Genomic DNA, 21260 nt, shown 5'->3' on the forward strand with positions numbered 1-21260 from the left:
TTTTACCACATCCATCCTTTCGTGTTGAGGGCGTGTTGTATTGCTTGGGCGGTGTTTTCTCCGAGGTAGCCGTCTTGGGTCTGGTGGAGGTTGGCTTGCCAGGCGCGGATTGTGGTCGGGCCGAGGATGCCGTCCTGGGTTTGTTTTAGGCGGGCTTGTAGTTCGCGTATGGCCTGGGAGCCGTCATCGCCGTTGCCGAATTGGGCCGGGCAGGGGTCAGCTTCCATGATTGCCGGGTAGTATTCCTGTTTTTCCGCCACCTGGTCGGAGATCGTGCCGTCTTGCGGGGTGCGTAGGTGGGCTTGGATTTTCTTCCAAGATGCAACCCCTAGGATGCCGTCCTCGGCTAGTTTGCCGGGGGCGGGGGCTGGGTCTGCTTTCGGGGTTACCTTGGCAGGGGCCCCTCGGCGGATGTCTTCGGCGCGCGCGTCCAGCCAGGCGAGCTTGCCCGCATACGTGCCGGGGCAGGCAGTATTGTAGAAATCGTTATGCTTAGCTAGGGGGATGCGCCAGCCGTAATCGCGGCGAATATTCGCGATCAGCTGGGCGATAGTTTCAAGGTCTGCGCTGCTCATGCGCGGGTTACACTCGATGCCGATAGAACGCTTGTTGACGGAGTAGTCGCCGGCGTGCCAGGCTGTATCGGCGGCGTTTACGATCCACGCTACTCGGCCTGCTTCTGCTACGCAGTGGGCGGAGGTGCCAACCGCCGGGTTGCACAGGGTGCGTATTGCCCCCTCAAACCCGGGATTACGATCCGGACTATTCCACCAGTGAATAACAATCACATTTACTTGCGTGCCGCCCCTGCCAGGCGTGTAATTCGGTGAGTCATAGCAGGTTATATCTTGATATGCCATATGGGCTCCTCACATTCTTTGGGTTTTGGGTATAAAAAAGCCCACCCGAGCGGGGTGGGTATGTATTACAGCCAGTCTGTTAGGCCATTGTTATTGGGTAGGCGGTAGCTACCATGAAATTGAATCGGTCATTAGTGGTGAGTGTGGCATCCCCGCCACGCCAGCCGCCTTGTGGGCCGCACTTGATATTCGGGGCTTCCCCAGCCGGGACAACGGTTTGCAGGCTTACCGATACTGAGGACTCCTCGTCAGGGTCCCACCTGGCTGCTGCGAATGCCCCATTATGGCCCACAATCGCGAAATTCATTCGGCCTTTGGTACACCTGCCATATGCCCCGGCGGTGACAGCGACAAGCCGGTCATAGGGGCGGGCCGGTAGCTGTGTGGAGCAGGCCGCGTGGAACTGGTTCTCGTTGAGGTGCCCACTCCAACCGGTGGAGTATTTACGAGAATCGACTTCCACCTCATTTAGGGGCGAGAGTACCCATACCGTCCCATTCTTGCGCCCATCAGCACGATACAGAACCCCGTGGATATCGAAATATGCTGGCGTTGTTGCTGTAATGCTTACCCCATTGTCTGCTGCCGTGGTGAGTATTTGGCGGGCCTCAGCAACCGAATTGGCTGTGGTGATTATGCCTGCGGTATCGGCAAATTTTCTCCACGCGTCTAAGAGTGGTTCTGTCGCTGCCGGCAACGCTACTTTCTTCCAGTGCGAGTTACTCATTAGCGTCTCCATCTTTTAGGCCGTGTTTTTTTAGTGCGGATAGTTCGCGTTCTTTAGCTTCGATAGTTGCTTCTGCGAGTATTGCCCGCCGGGTCATGCGGGCAAGTTCTGCTTCGTATTTTTCAAGAAGAGTGTTTATATCAATCTGCTCACTCATTCGCGGCCTCCTCAGCTTCTCCTTCGTCTTCTTTTCCCCACAAAGCCGGGTTAGTGCCGGGCTCGGCAGTGTTGAAAGAGCATAGGCTCTTCCACCTGACCCCGTTATGGGTGACTACCTGCCCGACCGCGTAGGCGGTTTTTAACCCCGTCGGGGCCTGCCAGTTAGAGCCCGCCGGGGGCACTCCGGCTGCTTTCTGATACTCCGCCTGTAAAGCCTCAACGTTAGTGGGTAGGTATTCGATTATTTGCTGGCGGTTAAACTCCTCGCTGATCTCATCTCTAAGCCGGCTAACCTCAAAAAAGGAAAGCTCCCTAAGCTCACTAGTCGTAGGTACTCGCACGGTTCACTCCTTTACTGCTTGCGCATGGTGTCAATATTGGTGGGGATTGCCATAACCCGGATTGCATCCTGAGAGGGAACCACACCAGAGAAATTACGCACCGCAATATCAGCAAACGTGTTAGTCACCTTGTATGCGGATGCGACTACGTGCGCCCAATTCTCAGGGTTGCAAAAAATCATCGGTGGGGCCGGGTAAGGGGTGGGGAACGTCCACCGCACGGTCGCCACATCCCTAACTGCTGGTTTGCAATGGACGGTGCCGGTCTGGATCTGGATTTGCCGCATAAACGCGCCAACCTCGCCCGTATTATCAATACGCAGCTCAGGAGTACCAATACCCCAGGCAGATATCGCCACCCCACGATCATTTTTAGAATTGACCTGCTGCACGACAATCCCACCAGAATCAATCTTCAATTCTTGGGTGTACCTATCTAACAGGTCTTTCGAACCACCATGCCCTGGCGATCCCCCTCCAGGGCGGCCCTTATTAAACACCCGCTTATAGAGCGCAACCTTGCCAGTCTGTACGATTTGGTCAGGCAAAATCTTCGTACTGGAAGTGGTTTTCTCTTCCACGTGGAAAGTGTTAACCGCCGGATCAGAATAATCCGCATACACGTTTTGGAATGTTGGCTGCCTTGATGGATTATCTATGATTACCTGCCCGCCAATGATCTTTGAGCCTACGACTTCCGCGCCGGTGATCCTGCCCCCGGCGGTGAAATCTAACGCCACATCAATTGAACCAGCAAGAATATTATCTGCTTTCACCTTTACAAACTCCCCAAGCTTCGCACCCATTTTTTCCGTAACATTCAGCTTTTCCACATCCACGGCGTGAGCGGCAAGCTTCGAGGTAGTAATAGCCCCGCCCTCAATCAGGGTTGAACCCACCATCGGCGTTATCGAGATCCCAGCGATAGCCTGGTACGCCCACGTATCACTAGAGCTGTGATTCACATACAAGGCACCAAGGTGATACCCCCTGGCCGGGTTTACCCGGAAGCGGCACCCGATTTTGGTCCACTCCGTGGGGATCTCAAACCCGCCAATAAGATACTGGGGATTCCCATTACGCGAATCCGGGACACCTTCGAGCGGCCCGCCTTGAGTGACGTCGATAGCATGATTATCCTCGCTATCACGTAGCTCTAAGAACATGCGCGAGTCCCGAATGTCCGCCGATACCCAGGCAGTGAACGCGTACTCGCGCCCAGGCTCGAGGCGGATAGGGGTTCCCCCGTGCACCTGCTTTATAACGGCAGGCCTCGCATCCGCGTTTAAGTACCCCGAACAGGCAGGAGGGGCACCATCAGCAATAAAGCTAAGCTCCTTACTCCACGGGGCCTGCCCGCCCGTCAGATCACCATTTAGAACCAGGTTGCCACTCTCAGCAGAAATAATCCTACTGGCATACATTTCATTGCTGAATGCCTGATCCGCCACAAGCTTCTTAATTACCGCCCGGTCAAAACTGCCAGTGCCAGCCTTGAGCTTATCCACCGTCAAATCTGCGACTATTTCGGCCCCCACATCAGTTTTCACCCACGCGGTGCCGTCATGAACCCATTGCCCGATAATCTTGCCAATTAGGGATGAGTCGGTGTACTGCCACCACACGTCCCCCGCATGCCCGGCACCAGAGGGGGTAGTGGTTGACCGCGTAATCTTGCTTTTACCATCGGCAGCGGTTTGCGCGCGCGTGGCAGCCTCACTAGCAGAACCAGCAAGCTTCGCCGCGTTCTCCGCCTGCGAGGTGGCTTTATCGGCGGCAGTTTTCGCCGCCTTCGCATCCTGTAATGCTGATGTGGCATTGCTGCCAGCCTCGCCTGCGGTTTTCGCCGCAGCGCTAGCTTTAGAATCCGCCTCAGACGCAGCCTTCTTAGCCTCATCCGCTGCACTCTTTACATCATGCAAGCCGTCTTTCACGCCAGACAGCTTCATCTGGACCATACTGGCGATACTGCTTGCTACTTCTGCCTTACCGTTCGCGTCCTCGGCCGTCTGCTGTGCTTCAGCAACTTTCCCGCCCACGCTATCCGCCTTGGTTTTGGCCTCCTCCGCAAGCCGTTTAGCGTTATCAGCCTGCGACGTCGCCACGACAACCGACTTTTTTACCTCGTCTGTTGCGCCTAACGCTTTAGCAAGCTCACCATCAACGCGGGCCTTCTCCGCCTCAAACTGGGAGGCTACCCGGTTAGCGTTCTCAAATGCTACGTCGATACGGCCCTTAGCCTCATCTAGTTCTTTCGGGAGTCTAACCTGTAACTCATCGATCTGTTTTTTAGCCTCGCCCGCGCGTTTTGAAGCTTCTAACAGGGCCTGCCCTGCATACCCTGTGGGGACTGGGTCCGCGCCCTCTGGGAAGTCGTTAGCCCCACCAGCAAGGACCACACGCCCAGACGAGTCACGCACCAATGGTACTCGCGCACCAACTGCGGCAATTCCCCCATCTCCACGCACGCGCACTGGCGGATATCCCTCTGCCCCTTCAAACCGGACCGACAAAATCCCGTCAACGATTGATTCCACTCGACCGTATAAGGCAGCATCCGGGCGGGATAGCTGCCCCCGCACCCCGTCAGATGGGGACTTATCTAACCATAAAGACGGCTTCACCATGTAAATTCCTCCAAATCAACGCGCATGGGTTCTTCCCCGCCAAGTGGCAGAGAATAAGCAACTACGCGCCCAACAATTTCTTCCCCAGCTGGGGTTGATATCCCGATCACGTCTCCAGCTTCAAGGCGAGGGTCTGGAACGATGCCTAGAGATCTCTTTTTCAATGCGCCCATAGACTCACGCATTGCCTTATTCGCTGCCGCCTGAACATCCTTATAGGCTTCGGGGGCAGAGATTTCTTCCCGCTGGGTGATAACCCCGTAATCTTTATCGAATGGGAACCCTGCGCGGTCTGCCCATGCGACCCATTCTTCTTTGTCTTTCTTCCCTACTGCGAGGAACCTATTGGGGCGGCGGGCAAAACCGGTAGCAGGAGCTTCTACCAGTAGGTCTTTGCCGGTGTAGTAGGCTGCGGGTTTCAGCCCCGCGTTATCAGGCTTCCACACATGTAGGCAGCCGTCCGCTTTGACCCCGTATTCGACTCCCTGAGAGGCCGCAAGGTCTCGTATTGCCTCCGTCCGAGACGTTCCCCATTGTGAGCCACGCTGAATAATCGGGTCCCGGTACAGGTCCGATTTCACTGGCAGGCGCAAAGTTGCCAGCCGTTGCATCTCAGAGATCAGCGTCGCCCCCTCAGGTGGGGATGAAGGCCACACCATCGGGTCACACTCGGGGATCTGCATCAAATCTAGGGCTTCAACCGTGAAAGTGTCCCCTGAAACTGGCCCCCATGATTCATGGATAAACTGACCGAGCGGAGTCTCATAGACCCTACCTCCAGTCTCAAACGAAATCGTTACCTCGGAGCGCTGCCCATAATTATTGGCTGGGGCCAGGGGGTGAGCGGGGGCCCACGAAGCCGGCAGATCATAGGTAAGCCTGCCGGGGACAACACGATCTGACGCATACTCTAGTCGCGCGTTAGAGGCCGGCAGATTTTCCGCAAGAGTTTGCCGGCCCCTAGTTACACGTACTTGCACCCCCACCTTGACCGGTCCTAAAAGGTCCTTCAGGGATGGGCCCGGCCTCATGATAGGCCCCCAATCGTCTCAGCAAGCTCAACGTAAGAAGAGTTTTCCCACGAGTCTTCTGCGCGCACCCAGTCTCCCCAGGTGAGGAAAATCTGTTTAGATGCTGCGGATTCTGGAAGGCGCGTGTACTGCATGTTCCAGGCTCGGTGCGCCGCATCTATTCGCGCCGTCCTAGACTCGGTAATGTCCCCGGTTGGGACGATAAGGCGAGTAGCTGGGACATCGCAGCTAGGGATCCGGCACACGCTATGGTCATGCAGCAAAAAGAACGGCTCCTGTCTTGCTACCAGTTCCCTCACGCGTCCCGTTGCTTCCGGCCCAGCACTGAATTGCAGGGTTCCCGTGCTGCGAGGCGGGAAACTGTATCTAACTACTGGTGCGGCCCGATTCGCCGGGCGATATACGGCTGCCCCACAATCCCACCCGGTGTCATCGCCGTTAGTGATCCTGACTGGCACGGGGCCCCGGCCTTGCGCATCAGAAAGGAGGTAGGCGGCCCCAATCCCTGGGCGCGTAAGTAGCTCACTCCAGTTATCTTCCGCCGTTTGCACGTGGTACTCGGTCGGTTTACCAACGGGCGCTGCGGGATCAGAAATGATCGTAGGCCCCACTCCCTTATCGATCAGTACGCGCTGCCTGTAAAGCCGGTAAGGGCCAGCGTCTATCATGAATGAGGGCAGCCCCGAGTGGGCAGCAATAAATCCTTTAAGTGTCATTTTGCCTCTCTAACCTGTCTTTCACATTGCCGAAGAAGCTATGATCCTGCGGTCCACGGCCTCTTCGATGTGCGCGTTAAAACGGGTGCCATCGTCTAGGACAAGCGCGAGAGATTGGCCCGCTAGTGACACGCTGACCTCGTGCGCAACCCGTGAGGCCATTGCGCCACCAGATGTGATAAGTGGCCGTGGCGCATAAGGCAGTGCTGGGGTTCCCCCTTCGGCGAAGCCCCGCTCGCGCAGCAGGTCTCGGATCTGCCCAGTGTGCATCATGTGCCTTAGCGCGAATATCGCGCCATGCCCACCAGCTGCGGTTACTTCCGCCGCCGTAATAACATGCTCATTATTTGATAGGCGTGCCGGGATAGAGTCAGATGTTCCCGTCTCTAGCCCCCATACTGGGCCGCCAGAGGCAAACCCCAACATACCAGCTACAGAGCGCACAACGTTAGCAACCACGGTGATTGTTTTTACTGAGGGGATCGAGCTGAGTATCCCCCATACCGGCCCTGTGAAGTGGTCGGTAGCGTTCACGCTAATCCACGAGCTGAGACGGTCACCGTAGCCCTTTGCCGAGTTCATGCTCCCAATCGCGGGTCTACCGTTAGCGTCCAGGGTCATTACTGGCCTACGCGATGACCCGTCAGCCTCAGTCGCATTTATAACCCCCAATGCGGGGCCCGCCATAGCGCCTAAAAGCATAATCGGGTTCCGTGAAGAGCCGTCTGCCTGGGTTGAGTTGAATACCCCAATTGCCCCGCTTGGGTCTGCCCCAAGTTTCATAGCTGGCGATAGTCCCTCTGCCATTTGTGCGGTCTCGCCGGCAGCAATCCTAGCCGGGTCTGTTAGCATCTCCAGCGTCATCTGCGGCTTTTTTGCTGTTGTGTAGTTTGCCGCCTCGTCTGCTTTAGCTTTCGCCTTGTCAGTCGTTGCGTCAATATCTAGTTTCACATCTAAAGCCTGGGCAGCTTGCTGCAAAGTCATACCCTTATTGATCACGGCATCTGAGAACGCGACTGCCGCGAGTTCGCCTTTTTGTGCCATCACCTGCTGGACAGCAGCTGTAAACGAGGAGTCATCCATAGCCTCCGCGAAAACCTGTGAGGACTGCTTACCTTTCGCCCCCATGAGGTTATTGAATTGTGCCCACTGGGCCTCATCGTTAACCCCATCGGTTAGATCTTTCGCAATCTGCGCACCGGTAGCCCCCATATCGAGTAGCTGGGAGAAAGCCTCCGGGGAGAGCTTTTGCTTTAGAACTGCCATGGAGGCCTGCCAGGTCTTCATGGACTCAATCTGTTCTTCAAGTTTTGAGGCGAAGTCCTCAAACCCGCCACTACCACTCTGGGCGGCCTCTCCCACATTAATAAAGGATTCAGAGGCCCCCTGCAGCTTCTGGCGTAACTGTTCACCCGCGTCCCCTGCGGTGAGCGCATGCCCACCCCACCGGGATAAAGCTTCACCCGCCGCGTTAGCCGCGTCAGCAGCTTTCAGCTGTGCCTGCCCATTCTTATCAGTCTCAAGAGTGAGCTCGCCAACTGCGAGCTTAGCAAGCTGATCCTGACTAAGAGATAGGCCTGCCGCCTGGGCCTTATCCCGGAGCGCTTGAGCATACTCAGGCATCAGTTTCAAGTGATCTCTGATTGCTTTGCTGGTCCCTCCGGCAGCGTCGGTCATCAGCCTAAACTGCGCCTGGGCTTTGTTCAGGGGGAGCCCTGCCAGGGCTTTGCCATACTCTTTTAGCTCGTCAGCAACTTTAAGAGCGGGGTCCAGCGAAACTCCTGGGGCTTTAGCCACGAGTCTCTCGTAGGTTTCGCTCCATGAACCGGTTAGGCGGGATGCCTCACTAACCATTTTGGAGTATTGCTTTACGCTTTTTGCGCCTGCGGCTGCCCCAATTTTTATACCAAGGAAATTCTCCCCGGTATCTTTGAGAAGCTTCGGCACATCTGACGCCTTCTTAATTTCTAAAATGGCGTTAGTGTATTGCTTTATTCCCTTAGAAGGTGGATCCTCAAGCCACTGTTGGGCGGCTTTAAGTGCCGTAAGTGCGGCCCCCGCAACTGCTACTACCGCCCCAATCTTACTGACGGCAGATATTAGGCCGCCTGCTTTGGCTTTCGCGCCTGCTGATACCACGCCGAGGCTTTCCAGGGCGGTAATGGTCTCTAAAACAGCCGGAGTTAGCTTCAAAAACCCTCCAGTCAGTAGGGCAGATACGCCTACCACGCCTGTAAGTGTTGCGGCAGCGGTCTGGACTGGTTTAGGCAGGGAGGCAAACCCTTTAGCGACTCCTGCCACCCCATCAGCTAAATTACCCACTACAGGTAGCAGACTATCCCCGGTGCTAATGGCAGCATCTTTAATCTGATTCCACGCCATTTTCGACCGGGCCCCGACCGTCTCATACCTGCGCGCGACTTCCTCCGCGAGTGCTTTGTTCTCGTCAAAAGCGCTTTGCCCGTCGCGCATGGCTTTGGAGAATACGTCGGAAGCGGAGGCGGCGCGGCGTAGAGCATCGCCTACGCGTAGGTCGGTTAGGCCTAGTTGTTCGAGTACTGGTTGCATTGAGCCGCCAGCAGCTTCTATTCCGTTTAGGCCTTTGATGAATGCGCCGATTGCGCTACCGGCGTCACGTTTGAAGGCCTGCTGGAATTGTTTGCCGGTCATTCCTGCTACTCGCGCGAAGGTTTCTAGTTGTGGGCCGCCGGTGTCTACGGCGTTTCGCATGGTGGTGATTACGCGAGAGAATGCTGATCCGCCGGCTTCTGCCTCTACACCGACAGATGAGAGGGCCGCAGCCAGGCCTAGGGTTTGTCCTTCGGACAGGCCAATTTGGTGGCCTGCGCCGGCTAGGCGCATTCCCATTGCGGCGATTTCGGATTCTGTTGTGGCGTAGTTGTTGCCGAGGTGGACGATTGATGAGCCTAGGTTGGAGACTTTATCTTGGCTGGTGCCCATGATGTTCATGAACCTGGTTAGGGTCATGGCGGCGTCTTGGGCTGACAGGTTGGTTGCTTCGCCAAGGTCAACCATTGTCTTGGTGAATCCGACAATGTTTTCTTTGGATACGCCTAGCTGGCCTGCGGCTTCTGCTACTGCTGCGATTTCTCCGTGGGAGGCAGATACTTGCCCGGTCATGGCCCGTAGCCCGGATTCTATTCTTGCTAGGTCTGCAGGAGTACCGTCTACGGTTTTGCGGACTCCCGCGAAGGCGGATTCCCAGTCGACTGCGGCTTTTATCGAGCCCGCGAGCGCGCCTGTGGTGACTAGGCCGAACTTGGTTAGGGCTGAGCCGGCTTTTTCCCATTCGCCTCTTTGTAGTTGTGCGGATTGTGCTAGGCGGCCCATCCTGGTTGTGGCTACAGTACCGGTTTTGTCTGCGGCTTTTACGACTGCTTCTAGGCTGGAGGAGGCGTTCTTCATTTGGGCGGTGAAGTCTGCGACGTTTGCCCTAAGAGTTACTTTGATACTGCGGTCAGCCAAAGGGGGCCTCCTATTGTTTTGTTATTTCTAGGGTTGGGACCATGCCTGGGGTGGGCTTGGTTTTTTCAGTGTCTGCCTGGAAGCGGTCTTTTGTTTCGCAGGCGATGCAGAATGTTTGTTTGACCTCGAACCAGCCGTCCATGTCGTCGTCGTGGGCGAGGCGTGTGGGGTAGCCGCACCCGGTGCAGATTCTGGTTTTTTCAAAGACGGAGTGGGCCTGGGCGAGCATGGTATCTTCCCATGCCCACCCGGCCTGTGGTGGGTTCACTCCTGCCATTACTAGCGGTGGGATATGCCATTCTTTTGCGGTGCGTAACAGCTGGAGTATCCCGGCGTTTTTGTTGGTGTCGAGGGCGTCTACTAAAAAGGGATTTTTACCTCCACGGCCCCTTGGTTTGCTGATACTACTGTGGCCGCGATTAGGGAGGCTTGCTGGGGGGATATTTCGTTTAGTTTGCGCAGCTGGTCAACTCCAAACCCGGTGGGGGATTCGATCTGCTGGGCGATCTGGTGTAAACCCACTTCGTCTGGGTCGGTGATGCCTTCTTCTTTTAATGCTTGAGCGTTGCGTTTTATGCGAGTTTGGGACCATGCTCGCACCACGATGTCGAGGGCGGAGGCTTCGACCTCGCTTTTGAGCTTTAGGAACTGTTCGCGCAGGGGGGTTGCCTCCTGTCCGGCTCGTTCGGCTATCCTGATTTTTTCTGCTAGTAGGTCCAGCTGGGATAGTAGGTCGGCGCGGGCATAGATTGTGCAGGCTCGCTTTGTGGGGGCGAGGCCTTCCATCCAGGCGGTAAGGTCAAAGGTTTCCGGGGTGGGCTGGGCGGTTTCGTAGGTGCGTACGCCTTCGGGCAGTGTTGTCATGGTGGCCTCCAAAGTTTATGTAAGAGCGGTTTTGGATGGTGGCCTAATTATTTTGGGGCCGCCCCCTGGGGCGGGTAGGGCCTGGCCACCAGATGCTCCTACCCGCCCCACTACCGGCTGAAAGCAGTGTTTGGGGGCGGCAAAAGTAAACCGCCGAGGGGGATTACCCTGCGGCGGCTACAACCTTCACATTCTCGTAGGCATTTTGTACGCCCAGCGGGATAGTTCTCTTGATGTAGCCGGTCCGGTCAGAGGGCTTCTGCGGGGTGTCGGTTACGACCTCATAAATGTCTATCTCGTCGCCTACCTCGTAGTCCTTGTCGTATTCGGGGCCTTCGCGTTCTACCAGCCAAAGCGTGGTGCCTTTAGTGCGGAGGGCCTCCCAAACGGTGGCTTCATCAGCTAGGGTTTTCCCGTGTTCATCTTTGAGGATGAATGGTGAGACAGACCCTTCATAGTTTGAAGCGCCGAACACTGTTGCGTTCGAGGCCGTGCATAGGGCAGGCTCGTTGATCGTTTCGGAAGCGGTCGCGCCGAGCTTGTAATCAGATTTGAGTACCTGGCAGGACCCTTCCAGGCCCTTCTTTAGCTCGTCTACGGTGGGAGCACGCAGGTCTTTTGGCTTCTGGGTTAGAACAGTCAGTTTAATGCGCCCATCAGCTAGGGTTTTAGGCATTGTATTCTCCTTCAGTATTTTCGGTTGGAAGTATTTCTGGCTGGCTTTCAACAGGGTTCATATCTGCTGGGGGAATAGATCTTGTGTTGGGTTTGTTTCGGACCCAATCAGGGCCTAAAAGTGGGTGCCCAACAAAATGAGCGGGAACCTTATAGGGAACCCGCTCGCCTGTGTTCTTGTCGTATACGGTTACTAATTTGTCCATTAGCACCTCCTTATTGGTGTGGCCATTATGTGGGCTTCTATTACCAGGTAGGCGGGGTGCGTGTTCGTGTCGCTAATAGTCACGGTGCGGTCCACGGTTACGCCTAACACTGGGCGAACATCTATCGGGAAAGTGCGCCACCCGGCCAGGGGGAGGACGTGCCCTTGTAGGAGTGCTTCGCATTTTTCTGCCGAATCCAAAGCATTTATTGGCGTGGCATCGGCAATAGTTATGCGCACCCACTCGTCTAGATCGCGCATCTTGCCGGCTAGATCCTCCGAGGGCTTCTCCCCTACCCCAGCAGTGATTACTATGTACGGGTAGTCCGCAGAGGTCAGGACAGGTTTTCTCATATCTGCCACATAACAGGGCAGCCCCTCCCCGGTTAAGAGTTTGCGCAGCTCAAGTATTGCCTGTTTCATGTGAGCATCCTTTCGGCGAACTCCCCAAGCGCGTCAGCAAACCCTGGGGCCTCCGCCTCTAACGCGCCCATCGGGTCCGGAACTGTCCCCCCGCCCCTGCTAGTACCGAAGTAGGCAATATTAGCTAGGGAACCTGGCGCGCCTTTAGTAGGCCCAATATCTACCTTGAACTCGCCTCCACCAAACCCCGCGAAGGAGCCCTCATCAAAGCTAATCGCAGGTGCAAAACCGCGAAAGTGCGTTGACTCCTCAGCTTCTTTCACAAGCTGATTCTTGACATTCACCGCACCCTTGCGCAGCACCGGGACCACATGGCGGGCCAGGCGCGAATCCACTTGCCGTAAATCCGCCGCGAGCGCGCGCACCTCGGACGTGTCAATGCTGATAATGCCCATCAGATTACGACCTCATCCACTAGTAGCCTGATTGCGGTCTGGTAGGTTTTTTCGTGTAGGCCAGCTACGCGAAATTCTCTACCAGTTACAGTTACCTTGTCCCCTACTTCAAATGGTCCCGCCCCGTAGGGGACGTGCACTGAGTAGCGTTGTACTACTGCTGTGTGCCCGGCGGTGTTTGGGGTTTGCTCATAAGGCTCGTAGGTTTGCACCTTGCACTTGCCCTCGTAAACGGTGGTTTCACTAATATGCTCGCGCCCGTCTGGGCCGATGGTAGGTTCCCCCGTCCTGGTTATGCGGCAGTTGTCGACCATGAGTTTTTCTGCGGCGCGCCTACCAGAACGCACTGCCATTGAAACTGTCATGGTTTACCTCTCTTCCTGTTCCTCGCCCGGCTCGCCTCACATATGTGGGGCTTGTTGGGGTTATGGAGAATGCGCCGCCGATCGTGTTGTCGTCAGGGGTTAGCATTGCCCATTCCAGGTCTGTGATAGTTATTTCTGCTGCCGCTGAGTCTGCGCTAAGCGTGTAGGAGTAGTCGTCTATGCGTTCGGTGCGTTTGCCCTCAGGGTTTAGGGCCCGTCTTGCTACTGCCTGAGAGATAACGTATTCGACGGCTTCCGCGTCCAGTCCTTCTAAGGGGCCGAGGCGTCTTTTGATTAGGAGCTCTGCGCCTTTAATCCAAAAGTTCACCTGGGCGATTTCGTCTGGGTCGGCGATTTTTCGGCCTAATGCTTCTCCCACGCTGGTTATGGTTGCGCCCACGCCTACCTCCTTGCCGTCAGGCTGGTTTGTATCCGCCTGCTAGTAGTCGGTCTGCTAATGCTTCTGCCACGGTCACTTTCGCCCCGGAGGGGGACGCGAGGTCAACTAGGCCGTCCTCGCGTCCCCGTGCCGGTTTAGCCGCAGTGCTTTTACGCGCGGCCACTATGCTGCCTCGCCGGTTGCAGCATTGAATTTGACGAAATGATCGGCGGATTCGAGGACGAATCCGTACTCGGCTTCAGCCAGAATCGCTACGAGGTTGTGCTCGAATAGGGAGACGAGCTTGTCCCCTATTGTGACTGCGGCCTCGGTAGAAATCCTGTAGTTGATGCCGCCAACTACGCCCCAGGCGGCCTTAGACCAGTTCCCCAGGAACCCTTCGACCGGTCCGTTTCCAATGCCCTCAGCGAGAACAGTCGTGCGCCCAAGCAGGGAGCCGTGGGCTACCGCAGACGCGGTCTCGGTTGCCTCCCCAGGCACGAACAGCGGTCTCCCGGTCTGATCTAGCTGCCCCAGGAAAGTGGTTTCCATACCGGTATCAAAAGCGAACCCGGTTGCCCTCTTCTTGTCCTTTAGGAGCAGGTCAAGGCCGGTAACAAGATCCCCATAAACGCCTTTCTTTGACGTCCCTAGGGTGACTGCCTTGGTTGTTTTAGCAACGTAATCGTCAAAGGGCCCAGTACCTGTACCATCGCCACCGGTGTTATACAGTGCGGCGTTGTCGAATGCCCGCCCGAATGCTTCCGCGAGTGCGGGCCGTAGCTGGGTGACGTAGTTGCCGGGGTTGGCGCGTACGACTTCTGCGGAAACTACTGCGATAGCGGTTAGTTTCTTTGGGGTCATGGTGCGCAGTGCGAGCCCCATGTTAGTGGTTTGTTTCTGCCCGCCTTCACTGGTCCAGTTTGCTACCGGTTTTGAGGTGACTACGGGGATTTCCTGCCCGGAAATGCCCAGCGGGATCTGCCTTGCTAGGGACTGTACCGCTGATACGCGGGCGGCCTCGTCGAATATTGGTGCGGATTCTTCGGGTTTGATGAAGCCGGAAAAATCGGTGGTTTTGGTTGCTGCTGTGATAGCCATTTTTGTCCTTTCCCCAAATGATTTGGAGGGTAGGTTCGGTTTTTATTCGGATAGTGTTACGCCAACGGCTTTTGCCAGCGCGGCGGTTAGCTGTGGCGAGTTGAGTGCCGGGCCGGATGCTCCGGGGGCTTTGCCTTGGGTTAGGTCAGGGCGTGGGCCTGGGGTTTTGGGTTCAGGCTCGGCTTTGTTGGCAGACAGGTGACCCATGAGGGTCTTGGCTGACTCGGCGAGTTCTTCGGCAGTTTCTCCTTGCAGGTAGCCGATTAGATCGGCGGGCACTCCTTGCTCGTACGCGACGTTCATGCGGGCGAGCTGGGCGGAGGTGGTTTTGCCCTGCTTGGTTGCTTCTGCGAGTTTGTCTTCTAGATCATTGGTGGTGGCGTCTAGTTTTTCGGTCAGTTCTTGTACCTGGCGTTCTGCCTGTTTGCGGGCATCGCGCTCCGCTTTGAGGGCTTTCACGCCGCCTTCTCCGAGGGGTTCCTCGGTTTTTTCGGGCTCGGTTTTGGTGGTGTTTGTTTCTGCCATTTTGTTTTTCTCCAAATCGCTCGGAAAGAAACCCGCCACCCGTCGCGGGTGCGGGTATAAAAGAACCCACCAGACCGGTGTGGTCTAGTGGGTAAAACTAGAATTATGTGGTGTGGGCTTAGGCCTTTTTCTTGATTTCTTTCATCAGATCAATTGTCTGCCGCATTATGTCGTCGATTCCGTCAGCGTCTGGGTCATCCAAAGGGGGAATAAGCTTATCGAGTTTCGCTAATAGAGCGTCACTGTAGGTAAAACCGACCTCTTTAGCCTTCCACATTCCCGCATCCCAGGCTGGTTTGAATGGGCCGTCGGCCATTATCACATAGCCGTACCTGCTTTCCCATTCCTCGTCAGTAAACTGGGTGCGAACTTCATCGCAGGCTTCCCAGAAAGCATCTTCATACTCACTCATTCCACCCTCCTGAAACCTTCCCAGTCCACTGGCCCGTTCCACGGTTTAATTATACTTTTCTTTGTCGTAACCATGTATACCCCATCACCCGTTACGGGGAAAGCATGTGGTCGTTGGCGTCTGCCTTTGCGTTTGATGTTGATTGTTACTTCCATCAAAACGCCTTTGTATTCGGCCCGAAGATCATACATACCTTCTCCAGACGAGTTTTCCGTGATCCACTCGGGATAGTTTTGGGTGTAATTAATCGCGTCTAAAGCGTCCTCGACTGTCCACTCGGACGGGTAATGAGTTTTGCCTACTCCCGCATCCTCGTCTAGATGACCCCCTTTCCCCCGCGAACTCCCGTAGAGGCTGACTTTCATGTTTTCTTCTGTCGCCGGGTTAAGCCGTCGCGCTATCTCCTCGTATTCTGACCGTGGCATAGGCTCTACGTCAGACGTGTGGATTTCGGCTTCGCGCCGCCACCGTGGCATATCAGCACTACTCGACACCCGTTTTGGGCCACTAGGCGGCTTAGCTCCTCCCCTCCCGCTAGCAGCAGGAGTCGGGGATTTCTTCCCTACTGTTTTTCTGCCTAATCGGGTGGTAGGTAGATACTGGTCGGGCCTGCGCGCTACCTCTTTGGAAAGGATTCCGCCTGGGCGCATCGCGGCCATAAGCTCAGCCCTATACGTTGATTCGACTGAGGCAGCAATCTGCGCGGTTAGGGGCTCATCTGTGCCACCAATTTTGGCCCCACCCCTGCGCTCTACCGCCGCAGTAGTCCACGGGTTACGCCCGACCAGTACTTCCTTATAATCGCGTTCTGCAACGTAGAGGCGGCGTTCTGCCGCAGTCATCGTATAAACGTTATTCGGGTCGCGCCAGCCGCGTTGGCGAGCTTCTAATACGGCCTGCGTGGAGGCTTTTGCACGCCCACCTTTACCGTATTGGCCAAACCCCTCACGTGCCCCACGGAGCACCCCAACGGGGTTTTGCCCACCCGGGAGAATATACCCGTGCTCGCGAAGCAGCCTTTGAGCTTGCCCCCTATCTCCTTTCGCCCATTTGTAGATGAGCTCGGGGGTTGCCCTACGCTGGCCACGTTTTAGTATTCCTGCTGCGTGCCCGCGTGTGCTCATACCTTCGGTGGTGAACATCCCGGTTTTGGTCCTACCGCGCCGGGAATTCACTACCTGGAATATATCCGCGCCATCTCTTACTGCCTGCGCGCCCGCTTTAGACAAGAGACGGTTCTGCTCGACAAGAGGCAGGGAACGAAAATATGCGTACGGGTCAGCGATGTAGCCTTCTTTAATAGCCGCAGCTTTACGCGACTGCCTCGCTGGGATGTGTACGCACCCGCAATTAGGGTGTCTGAGAAACCCGGTGTTCCACCTGTAGAAGCGGCCCGCGAGGATAGCGCAACGCGCGCAAGCCCCAGGGCTTACCATGCGCACATACCCGACCCCGGGGCGGGCAGTAATATCTACCGAGGCGGCAGAGCGCGCCACATCCGCAATCAAAGTGAGTAGAAGCATGTCTAGCTGGCGTCTGCCCATTTGGAGGGCCTGCCCTGCGCTTGCCCCATTCCCTATCGCAGTTTTAGCCGTGATAACCGGGGACTGTAGTAGGCCTTCTAGGGAGCGCCCGTCAGATGCAATACCAACAAACCCGTAGGGGTTTACGAACCCTGTTGGCGCTTCGTAGTCTCCTTGGCCTGCCAGCGCTGCCGCCCCATAGGATGCGCCTTCTGCGGCGGCGTCATATTGCAAAACCGATATGGCATTTACCAAAGTGGGCAGGTTTAGGCCCCAGGACTGGCTAATGTAGTCGGGGTTGGTTTTGCCCCACTGGTGGCGTCCTATAGCCGCAGCTTTTACCTGCAAGTTTGCGACTTTGCGGTAATGGTCTTCGGTAGCATTCACGATTAGGCACCGCCATTCTCACCGCTCTTACTTACAAGTTCTCCCACGAGGTCGTCGGCTGCTTCCTGTTCTAAATATTCGCGCTCGCGCTCCTTGCGGGCCTCGGAGAAACCGAGCTCATCCCACGCCCCCTCACGGCTAATTAGGGGTTTACCCCCGGCAAGCTTTTGTAGTGCGTCTGCACGCTGGGAGAAGGTTGGGGTAGCTGGGTCATACCACTCGACAGCAATACGCGACCCATCAACTTTTTCTCCGGTGCGGATCTGCTCGTACAGGCCCATAACCTGGCCCAGGGCATTACCGACTTCCCGGTTATGGCGTTCGACCATTTTCACTAACTGGGATTCCTCAGCACGGATAGCCCCCTCAGCAGGAGGGTTAGTAGTAGTTAGACCAAAATATTTAGCCGGGAAACCAGTAACCGATGCTGCGAGCTTGCCGTAGAATTGGACCGTCTCAGTGAAATTCTTCAGATCCGCCGCATCCAACTGGCCTAATTTCGCGTCCTTATTCGAGGTCGCCCACACCGCATTGAAATATGCCTCCCACTTCGGCAGAATCTTCCCGCCCTTATCCATAAAATCAGCAGGTTTAACCCCTGTAGCCCAACGCTTAGGCACCGCTAGTGCTTCGGCTGCGACTTGTAGGTTGGTTAGGGTGCGTGCGGCTGCGTCTGCTAGGGGGATTACGTCGCTCATTTCGGAGCGCCCGTATTGGGTGGTGGTGCGTCGCCGGTTGATTATTGGTACTACGGGGACGCGGCCGAGGTTGTGTTCGTCTGCGTCTTGTACGTGCCATATTCCTTTTTGGCGTGCGCACCAGAGGGTTTTGTCTGGTAGGTAGATGGTTGCTGCCCTGGGGGTGCCGTCTGTGTAGTCGTATACGCGTACTGCTGCGGCTACTGCGCGGCGGCGGCGGTCCATGATTACGCACATTTCGCGCGGTGATTCCACCTGGATTATGGGCAGTGCGCCTGCTTCTTCGTTGGCTCCGACAGATATGAAAGAGCGCCCTAGGATTAGTCGATCTCGGTTGGATAGGCATAGGTCGGAGTCCATGTTGTTGGCGTCCCAGCCTTCTTGCAGGTTTTTTGAGGCGGTTTCTTCTCCTGGCATGAACAAGGAGCGCACGTCTTGGCGGTGTTCGATGGTGTCTACTACTACGCGCGGCCAGTTTACGCATAGTTCGAATTTGCGCATTTGGGGGGCTACGGCCAGGCCGAGGAACTCGATGCGTTGCAGGCCGTCGTAGTAGGCGAGGAGTTCTTCATCTTTTGCCCACTGTAGGGCTAGTTGCTCGATGCCTTTTTGCAGGTAGGCTTCTTCGGTGGTTGTGAGCCTCAAGATTTGCTCCTTCCTGAGGGCGGGTTAGGCGAAATGAATCATGCCTGCGCCCTGGTCTTCTTCCCACCCGGTGGCGCGGGCGTCGGCTGCGGCTTCGTGGGCGAGCACGTCGGCCATTACGAGGTCGATTTTCATGTGCTCTTTTGGTTTACCGAGGATGTATTTGTCTCCGGGTTTGGCGATTTTGCGGGCGTTTAGCACGTGGGTTTTCATCATGGAATCTTCCAGGTGGAAGGTCAGACCCTCGCTGAGATCTTCCATGTAGCGTGTGAGCGCTTCGAACATGCGGTTGATTTTGTTGGTTGGCCATTGGATGACCTTGTCTTCGCCGAAGTCGCGGGCCCAGGCGTCTGCTTGTGTTTCCCAAAATCTGGGGTCAACGTACATGCGGGCGACTTCGTAGGTGGCGAAGATTTCGCGTACTGCTGCGTCTACTTCCCCTCGTGGGATTCGCCCGTCCCATATTTGCGGGTTCCACCATGTAGGGCGCGAGTCTGGCCCGTATGTGGGGGTGAATCGCAGCCCGTCTAAGGTTTCTACTCGCAGCGCGGTCCAGTCCCCGCTGCGGGAGCCGTCAAAACCGACACAAACTGGCCCGCCCGTTGGGGGCTCCTGGCCGGGGCGAGTGCGTTCATCCCAGAGAGTTTCCGGCATGAACGAGCCGAGACCTTGCACAAGCTTGTTCCCGAAGAAGCGCATTGCCTGAGTTGGGTCAGTGCGCACTAATTCGGCAGCTTCAGCTTCGATCGCATTGAGGTCAACCCAAGGGGAATCTGCGTAAACGTACTCGTGGATCTTTCGCCTATCATGCTTGACCGTGTAGTCGAGTTTGCCATCTGGTTTCTGGTAGAAAACGAAGACGTCTTTAGTGTGAGCTTCGTAGGTTTCTTGGGCTGCGGAGGCCTCCATTGGGTCCCAAGGGTTAGTAATTTCGATCCCGCGCCCGCCCATACCTGCCAGGCCGCGCCGCATCGTCGCCCAGGTTTGCTTCATCTTGCCCGTGTACAAGCCAGACTCATCAGCTATAGCGAAATTGATTGGCGCGCCCAAGCGTGCCCGCGCTGATTGGGTTACCACTTCAACTTTTCCCCTATGAGGCAGCCTCAAGAAGCCCTCAGCAGGTTTGACAAACTCTGCTAACGGCCCGTTACGTACCATAAAGTTCAAAGGGTCATACATATTGGCAACCTGCTCTTCAGCGGTAGCTAAAAGCTGAATCAAGGAGCGGTTACGCACCATCCCCATAGGCTCGCCAGGCACATACGCGTACTCAAAACCGCAAGGGCACCCGTTATCCGCGCACGAGTAATAGTCTCCTTCCTTGGCCCACCCGGCGAACAGGCACGGGCCAACAGCCTCAAAGGCAGTAATGGATGCTCCCCAAGGAGATTTGCCCGACTTTTGCGGGCCCACCACCAAGGAGCGTCTGTAGAAGAACTGGGAAGCACCAGACTGGCCGCGCTCGCCCAGCTTTGCGCCCTCACGAACCCGATAATGATTAACATCGCACCATAGCTGCCAGCCAACGTGAACCAGCGGCGCGCCCAAATCAAATCCAGATGGGACCGTACAGTGAGCTTCAATCCAGTCAGCCGCTAAAAACCCAAGAGTTGGGAAATCAACAACACGCTCACTCATTTACAACCACTTTCAGCCGTGTGCGCGCCCCCGCTGAAGCATTTCTTTTAGGCTTAGGGGCGCTCTTAGACTCGCTTTCCTCGGCGATTTTCCATCCGAGGAAAGAAAGACCCGCCGGGGTCATCCCAATCTGGTCTCCTATCCGGTGCAGCTGCGCCAGTAAGGAAGGCGGCGTAGAGGGGCTCTCGCACTTTACGAGAACCCGCGTGTATAAGCCGACCAGATGGTGCATCCACTTGTTTTCGGGCATCGACCAGGCCACCGCCTGGGGGCTTTTCCAAAGGCTCTTCCAAACTTCTTCTTCCCGCTCACTCATTTCTGGCAGCGGGAACTTTGGTGGCCTGCCGCGCCTGCCTGTTGGGGGCAGGGCTTTCAGAGAAAAACCGCGTCGGGCGGACCGGCCCGAGTTCTCATTTGCTGGTGGCCCAGAGCGGACCCTCGCTCCTCCTCTACCCATAGCGTTCACCTCTGTCTGATGTAGTTTTGAAAGCTCCAGACTGGTTTTTCACCTCACCGGCGGTCCATCCTTACCTATTTTTGGGGCCTCCCCCCTGGGGGGGTGGTGGTCGGAGTCTGGAGTAAAAAATGCGAGACTGTAAAAATTGTTTTCGTGTTCTAACAACGAATGAATAAACAAAATGAAACACTTTTGTTTCTTTGTCATGTTCGTTGTCGTTCGTTGGCTTGTCTTGCTCCGTTTGTTCCGCCTGCGGAACGATTGCAATGAGCATGTTCAAGTCCGTTGTAAAAGCGGCGATCGTCTTTGTGTCCAAGATCGAAAGCTTCGCTTGCTTTGATTGGTTTGTTGCATCTTGGACAGATTGCTTTGCCTTGTTCGACTTGGGCTTTGAGTTTGTTGCGTAGTCTTTGGTGTTTACTGCCATAGCCTCTGTCTGTGGTGGTGCCCCGGCGGGCCTCGTACTGGTGGGCGTGGGTGGTGCAGTAGCGGGCGGTGTTGGGGATTAGGTTGGGGCAGCGTCTTGCTGGGCAGCGTTTCATCGGGGAGTCTTTTCTACTGTTCTTGGTTGGGGTTGCTTGTTCGGGTTTGGTTGGGCTGTGAGTGTGCTTGCCCGGGCAG

Annotated in this window: 24 protein-coding genes; 1 reads left to right on the top strand and 23 read right to left on the bottom strand. The window is 56.0% G+C overall.

Annotated features, from left to right (window positions below):
• Positions 1 to 2 precede the first annotated feature (2 nt).
• The 23 genes from AC1EKG_RS08860 to AC1EKG_RS08970 form a co-directional block, all read right to left on the bottom strand.
• A complete protein-coding gene (locus AC1EKG_RS08860) occupies positions 3 to 860 on the bottom strand; it encodes a peptidoglycan recognition protein family protein (protein ID WP_004808305.1) in 858 nt (285 codons plus the stop codon).
• Between the two features lie 79 nt (positions 861 to 939).
• Positions 940 to 1587, bottom strand: a complete 648-nt coding sequence (locus tag AC1EKG_RS08865; RefSeq protein WP_004808304.1) for a hypothetical protein — start codon at positions 1585 to 1587, stop codon at positions 940 to 942.
• A complete protein-coding gene (locus AC1EKG_RS08870) occupies positions 1580 to 1744 on the bottom strand; it encodes a hypothetical protein (protein WP_004808301.1) in 165 nt (54 codons plus the stop codon). Before AC1EKG_RS08870 ends, AC1EKG_RS08865 begins: the two co-directional genes overlap by 8 nt.
• Complete coding sequence (locus tag AC1EKG_RS08875) at positions 1737 to 2087, bottom strand: carbohydrate-binding protein (protein WP_004808300.1); 351 nt, start codon at positions 2085 to 2087, stop codon at positions 1737 to 1739. The genes AC1EKG_RS08870 and AC1EKG_RS08875 overlap by 8 nt, the downstream gene beginning before the upstream one ends.
• Positions 2088 to 2098: 11 nt before the next feature.
• A complete protein-coding gene (locus AC1EKG_RS08880; RefSeq protein WP_004808299.1) occupies positions 2099 to 4714 on the bottom strand; it encodes a hypothetical protein in 2616 nt (871 codons plus the stop codon).
• Positions 4708 to 5745, bottom strand: a complete 1038-nt coding sequence (locus AC1EKG_RS08885) for a hypothetical protein (protein WP_004808296.1) — start codon at positions 5743 to 5745, stop codon at positions 4708 to 4710. The genes AC1EKG_RS08880 and AC1EKG_RS08885 overlap by 7 nt, the downstream gene beginning before the upstream one ends.
• Positions 5742 to 6461 carry a hypothetical protein gene (locus AC1EKG_RS08890; RefSeq protein WP_004808294.1) on the bottom strand — a complete coding sequence of 240 codons (720 nt, stop codon included), beginning with the start codon at positions 6459 to 6461 and terminating at the stop codon, positions 5742 to 5744. The genes AC1EKG_RS08885 and AC1EKG_RS08890 overlap by 4 nt, the downstream gene beginning before the upstream one ends.
• Before the next feature lie 21 nt (positions 6462 to 6482).
• Positions 6483 to 9947 (bottom strand): phage tail tape measure protein, encoded by a 3465-nt coding sequence (locus AC1EKG_RS08895; RefSeq protein ID WP_481067832.1) that lies wholly within the window; start codon positions 9945 to 9947, stop codon positions 6483 to 6485.
• A gap of 10 nt (positions 9948 to 9957) precedes the next feature.
• Positions 9958 to 10224 carry a hypothetical protein gene (locus tag AC1EKG_RS08900; RefSeq protein WP_004808490.1) on the bottom strand — a complete coding sequence of 89 codons (267 nt, stop codon included), beginning with the start codon at positions 10222 to 10224 and terminating at the stop codon, positions 9958 to 9960.
• 83 nt (positions 10225 to 10307) lie between these two features.
• The gene (locus AC1EKG_RS08905) at positions 10308 to 10811 is read right to left on the bottom strand and encodes a hypothetical protein (protein WP_004808489.1); all 504 of its coding nucleotides are present in this window, start codon (positions 10809 to 10811) and stop codon (positions 10308 to 10310) included.
• A 163-nt stretch (positions 10812 to 10974) separates the two neighbouring features.
• Positions 10975 to 11487 (bottom strand): phage tail tube protein, encoded by a 513-nt coding sequence (locus tag AC1EKG_RS08910; RefSeq protein WP_004808487.1) that lies wholly within the window; start codon positions 11485 to 11487, stop codon positions 10975 to 10977.
• A 204-nt stretch (positions 11488 to 11691) separates the two neighbouring features.
• Entirely contained in the window at positions 11692 to 12114 is a 423-nt protein-coding gene (locus tag AC1EKG_RS08915) for a hypothetical protein (protein ID WP_004808483.1), read from the bottom strand.
• Positions 12111 to 12509 carry a hypothetical protein gene (locus tag AC1EKG_RS08920; protein ID WP_004808481.1) on the bottom strand — a complete coding sequence of 133 codons (399 nt, stop codon included), beginning with the start codon at positions 12507 to 12509 and terminating at the stop codon, positions 12111 to 12113. The genes AC1EKG_RS08915 and AC1EKG_RS08920 overlap by 4 nt, the downstream gene beginning before the upstream one ends.
• Positions 12509 to 12874, bottom strand: a complete 366-nt coding sequence (locus AC1EKG_RS08925; RefSeq protein WP_141739523.1) for a DUF6093 family protein — start codon at positions 12872 to 12874, stop codon at positions 12509 to 12511. Before AC1EKG_RS08925 ends, AC1EKG_RS08920 begins: the two co-directional genes overlap by 1 nt.
• Positions 12843 to 13274 carry a hypothetical protein gene (locus AC1EKG_RS08930; RefSeq protein ID WP_004808477.1) on the bottom strand — a complete coding sequence of 144 codons (432 nt, stop codon included), beginning with the start codon at positions 13272 to 13274 and terminating at the stop codon, positions 12843 to 12845. The genes AC1EKG_RS08925 and AC1EKG_RS08930 overlap by 32 nt, the downstream gene beginning before the upstream one ends.
• A gap of 16 nt (positions 13275 to 13290) precedes the next feature.
• Positions 13291 to 13437: a hypothetical protein gene (locus AC1EKG_RS08935; RefSeq protein ID WP_004808474.1), complete on the bottom strand. Its 147-nt coding sequence runs from the start codon at positions 13435 to 13437 to the stop codon at positions 13291 to 13293.
• Positions 13437 to 14354: a phage major capsid protein gene (locus AC1EKG_RS08940; RefSeq protein WP_004808473.1), complete on the bottom strand. Its 918-nt coding sequence runs from the start codon at positions 14352 to 14354 to the stop codon at positions 13437 to 13439. The genes AC1EKG_RS08935 and AC1EKG_RS08940 overlap by 1 nt, the downstream gene beginning before the upstream one ends.
• Positions 14355 to 14396: 42 nt before the next feature.
• On the bottom strand, positions 14397 to 14879 hold the full coding sequence (locus AC1EKG_RS08945; protein WP_004808471.1) for a hypothetical protein: 483 nt from the start codon (positions 14877 to 14879) through the stop codon (positions 14397 to 14399).
• A 118-nt stretch (positions 14880 to 14997) separates the two neighbouring features.
• Positions 14998 to 15291: a hypothetical protein gene (locus tag AC1EKG_RS08950; protein WP_004808469.1), complete on the bottom strand. Its 294-nt coding sequence runs from the start codon at positions 15289 to 15291 to the stop codon at positions 14998 to 15000.
• Positions 15288 to 17201, bottom strand: a complete 1914-nt coding sequence (locus tag AC1EKG_RS08955) for a hypothetical protein (protein WP_004808468.1) — start codon at positions 17199 to 17201, stop codon at positions 15288 to 15290. Before AC1EKG_RS08955 ends, AC1EKG_RS08950 begins: the two co-directional genes overlap by 4 nt.
• Before the next feature lie 2 nt (positions 17202 to 17203).
• Complete coding sequence (locus AC1EKG_RS08960) at positions 17204 to 18544, bottom strand: phage portal protein (RefSeq protein ID WP_004808466.1); 1341 nt, start codon at positions 18542 to 18544, stop codon at positions 17204 to 17206.
• A 24-nt stretch (positions 18545 to 18568) separates the two neighbouring features.
• Positions 18569 to 20182: a hypothetical protein gene (locus tag AC1EKG_RS08965; protein WP_048706944.1), complete on the bottom strand. Its 1614-nt coding sequence runs from the start codon at positions 20180 to 20182 to the stop codon at positions 18569 to 18571.
• Positions 20175 to 20498, bottom strand: a complete 324-nt coding sequence (locus AC1EKG_RS08970) for a hypothetical protein (RefSeq protein ID WP_048706943.1) — start codon at positions 20496 to 20498, stop codon at positions 20175 to 20177. The genes AC1EKG_RS08965 and AC1EKG_RS08970 overlap by 8 nt, the downstream gene beginning before the upstream one ends.
• Before the next feature lie 407 nt (positions 20499 to 20905).
• Between AC1EKG_RS08970 and AC1EKG_RS08975 the strand changes: the two genes are divergently transcribed.
• Positions 20906 to 21046 carry a hypothetical protein gene (locus tag AC1EKG_RS08975; RefSeq protein WP_155855910.1) on the top strand — a complete coding sequence of 47 codons (141 nt, stop codon included), beginning with the start codon at positions 20906 to 20908 and terminating at the stop codon, positions 21044 to 21046.
• Positions 21047 to 21260 lie beyond the last annotated feature (214 nt).

This window comes from Winkia sp. C0117E2 (genome assembly GCF_056590455.1).

Bases quoted from the DNA above. Each gene is read 5' to 3' on its own strand.
- AC1EKG_RS08860 (WP_004808305.1), bottom strand. From the start codon at position 860: ATGGCATATCAAGATATAACCTGCTATGACTCACCGAATTACACGCCT.
- AC1EKG_RS08865 (WP_004808304.1), bottom strand. From the start codon at position 1,587: ATGAGTAACTCGCACTGGAAGAAAGTAGCGTTGCCGGCAGCGACAGAA.
- AC1EKG_RS08870 (WP_004808301.1), bottom strand. From the start codon at position 1,744: ATGAGTGAGCAGATTGATATAAACACTCTTCTTGAAAAATACGAAGCA.
- AC1EKG_RS08880 (WP_004808299.1), bottom strand. From the start codon at position 4,714: ATGGTGAAGCCGTCTTTATGGTTAGATAAGTCCCCATCTGACGGGGTG.
- AC1EKG_RS08885 (WP_004808296.1), bottom strand. From the start codon at position 5,745: ATGAGGCCGGGCCCATCCCTGAAGGACCTTTTAGGACCGGTCAAGGTG.
- AC1EKG_RS08890 (WP_004808294.1), bottom strand. From the start codon at position 6,461: ATGACACTTAAAGGATTTATTGCTGCCCACTCGGGGCTGCCCTCATTC.
- AC1EKG_RS08900 (WP_004808490.1), bottom strand. From the start codon at position 10,224: ATGGCAGGAGTGAACCCACCACAGGCCGGGTGGGCATGGGAAGATACC.
- AC1EKG_RS08905 (WP_004808489.1), bottom strand. From the start codon at position 10,811: ATGACAACACTGCCCGAAGGCGTACGCACCTACGAAACCGCCCAGCCC.
- AC1EKG_RS08910 (WP_004808487.1), bottom strand. From the start codon at position 11,487: ATGCCTAAAACCCTAGCTGATGGGCGCATTAAACTGACTGTTCTAACC.
- AC1EKG_RS08915 (WP_004808483.1), bottom strand. From the start codon at position 12,114: ATGAAACAGGCAATACTTGAGCTGCGCAAACTCTTAACCGGGGAGGGG.
- AC1EKG_RS08920 (WP_004808481.1), bottom strand. From the start codon at position 12,509: ATGGGCATTATCAGCATTGACACGTCCGAGGTGCGCGCGCTCGCGGCG.
- AC1EKG_RS08925 (WP_141739523.1), bottom strand. From the start codon at position 12,874: ATGACAGTTTCAATGGCAGTGCGTTCTGGTAGGCGCGCCGCAGAAAAA.
- AC1EKG_RS08940 (WP_004808473.1), bottom strand. From the start codon at position 14,354: ATGGCTATCACAGCAGCAACCAAAACCACCGATTTTTCCGGCTTCATC.
- AC1EKG_RS08945 (WP_004808471.1), bottom strand. From the start codon at position 14,879: ATGGCAGAAACAAACACCACCAAAACCGAGCCCGAAAAAACCGAGGAA.
- AC1EKG_RS08950 (WP_004808469.1), bottom strand. From the start codon at position 15,291: ATGAGTGAGTATGAAGATGCTTTCTGGGAAGCCTGCGATGAAGTTCGC.
- AC1EKG_RS08965 (WP_048706944.1), bottom strand. From the start codon at position 20,182: ATGAGTGAGCGTGTTGTTGATTTCCCAACTCTTGGGTTTTTAGCGGCT.
- AC1EKG_RS08970 (WP_048706943.1), bottom strand. From the start codon at position 20,498: ATGAGTGAGCGGGAAGAAGAAGTTTGGAAGAGCCTTTGGAAAAGCCCC.
- AC1EKG_RS08975 (WP_155855910.1), top strand. From the start codon at position 20,906: ATGAGCATGTTCAAGTCCGTTGTAAAAGCGGCGATCGTCTTTGTGTCC.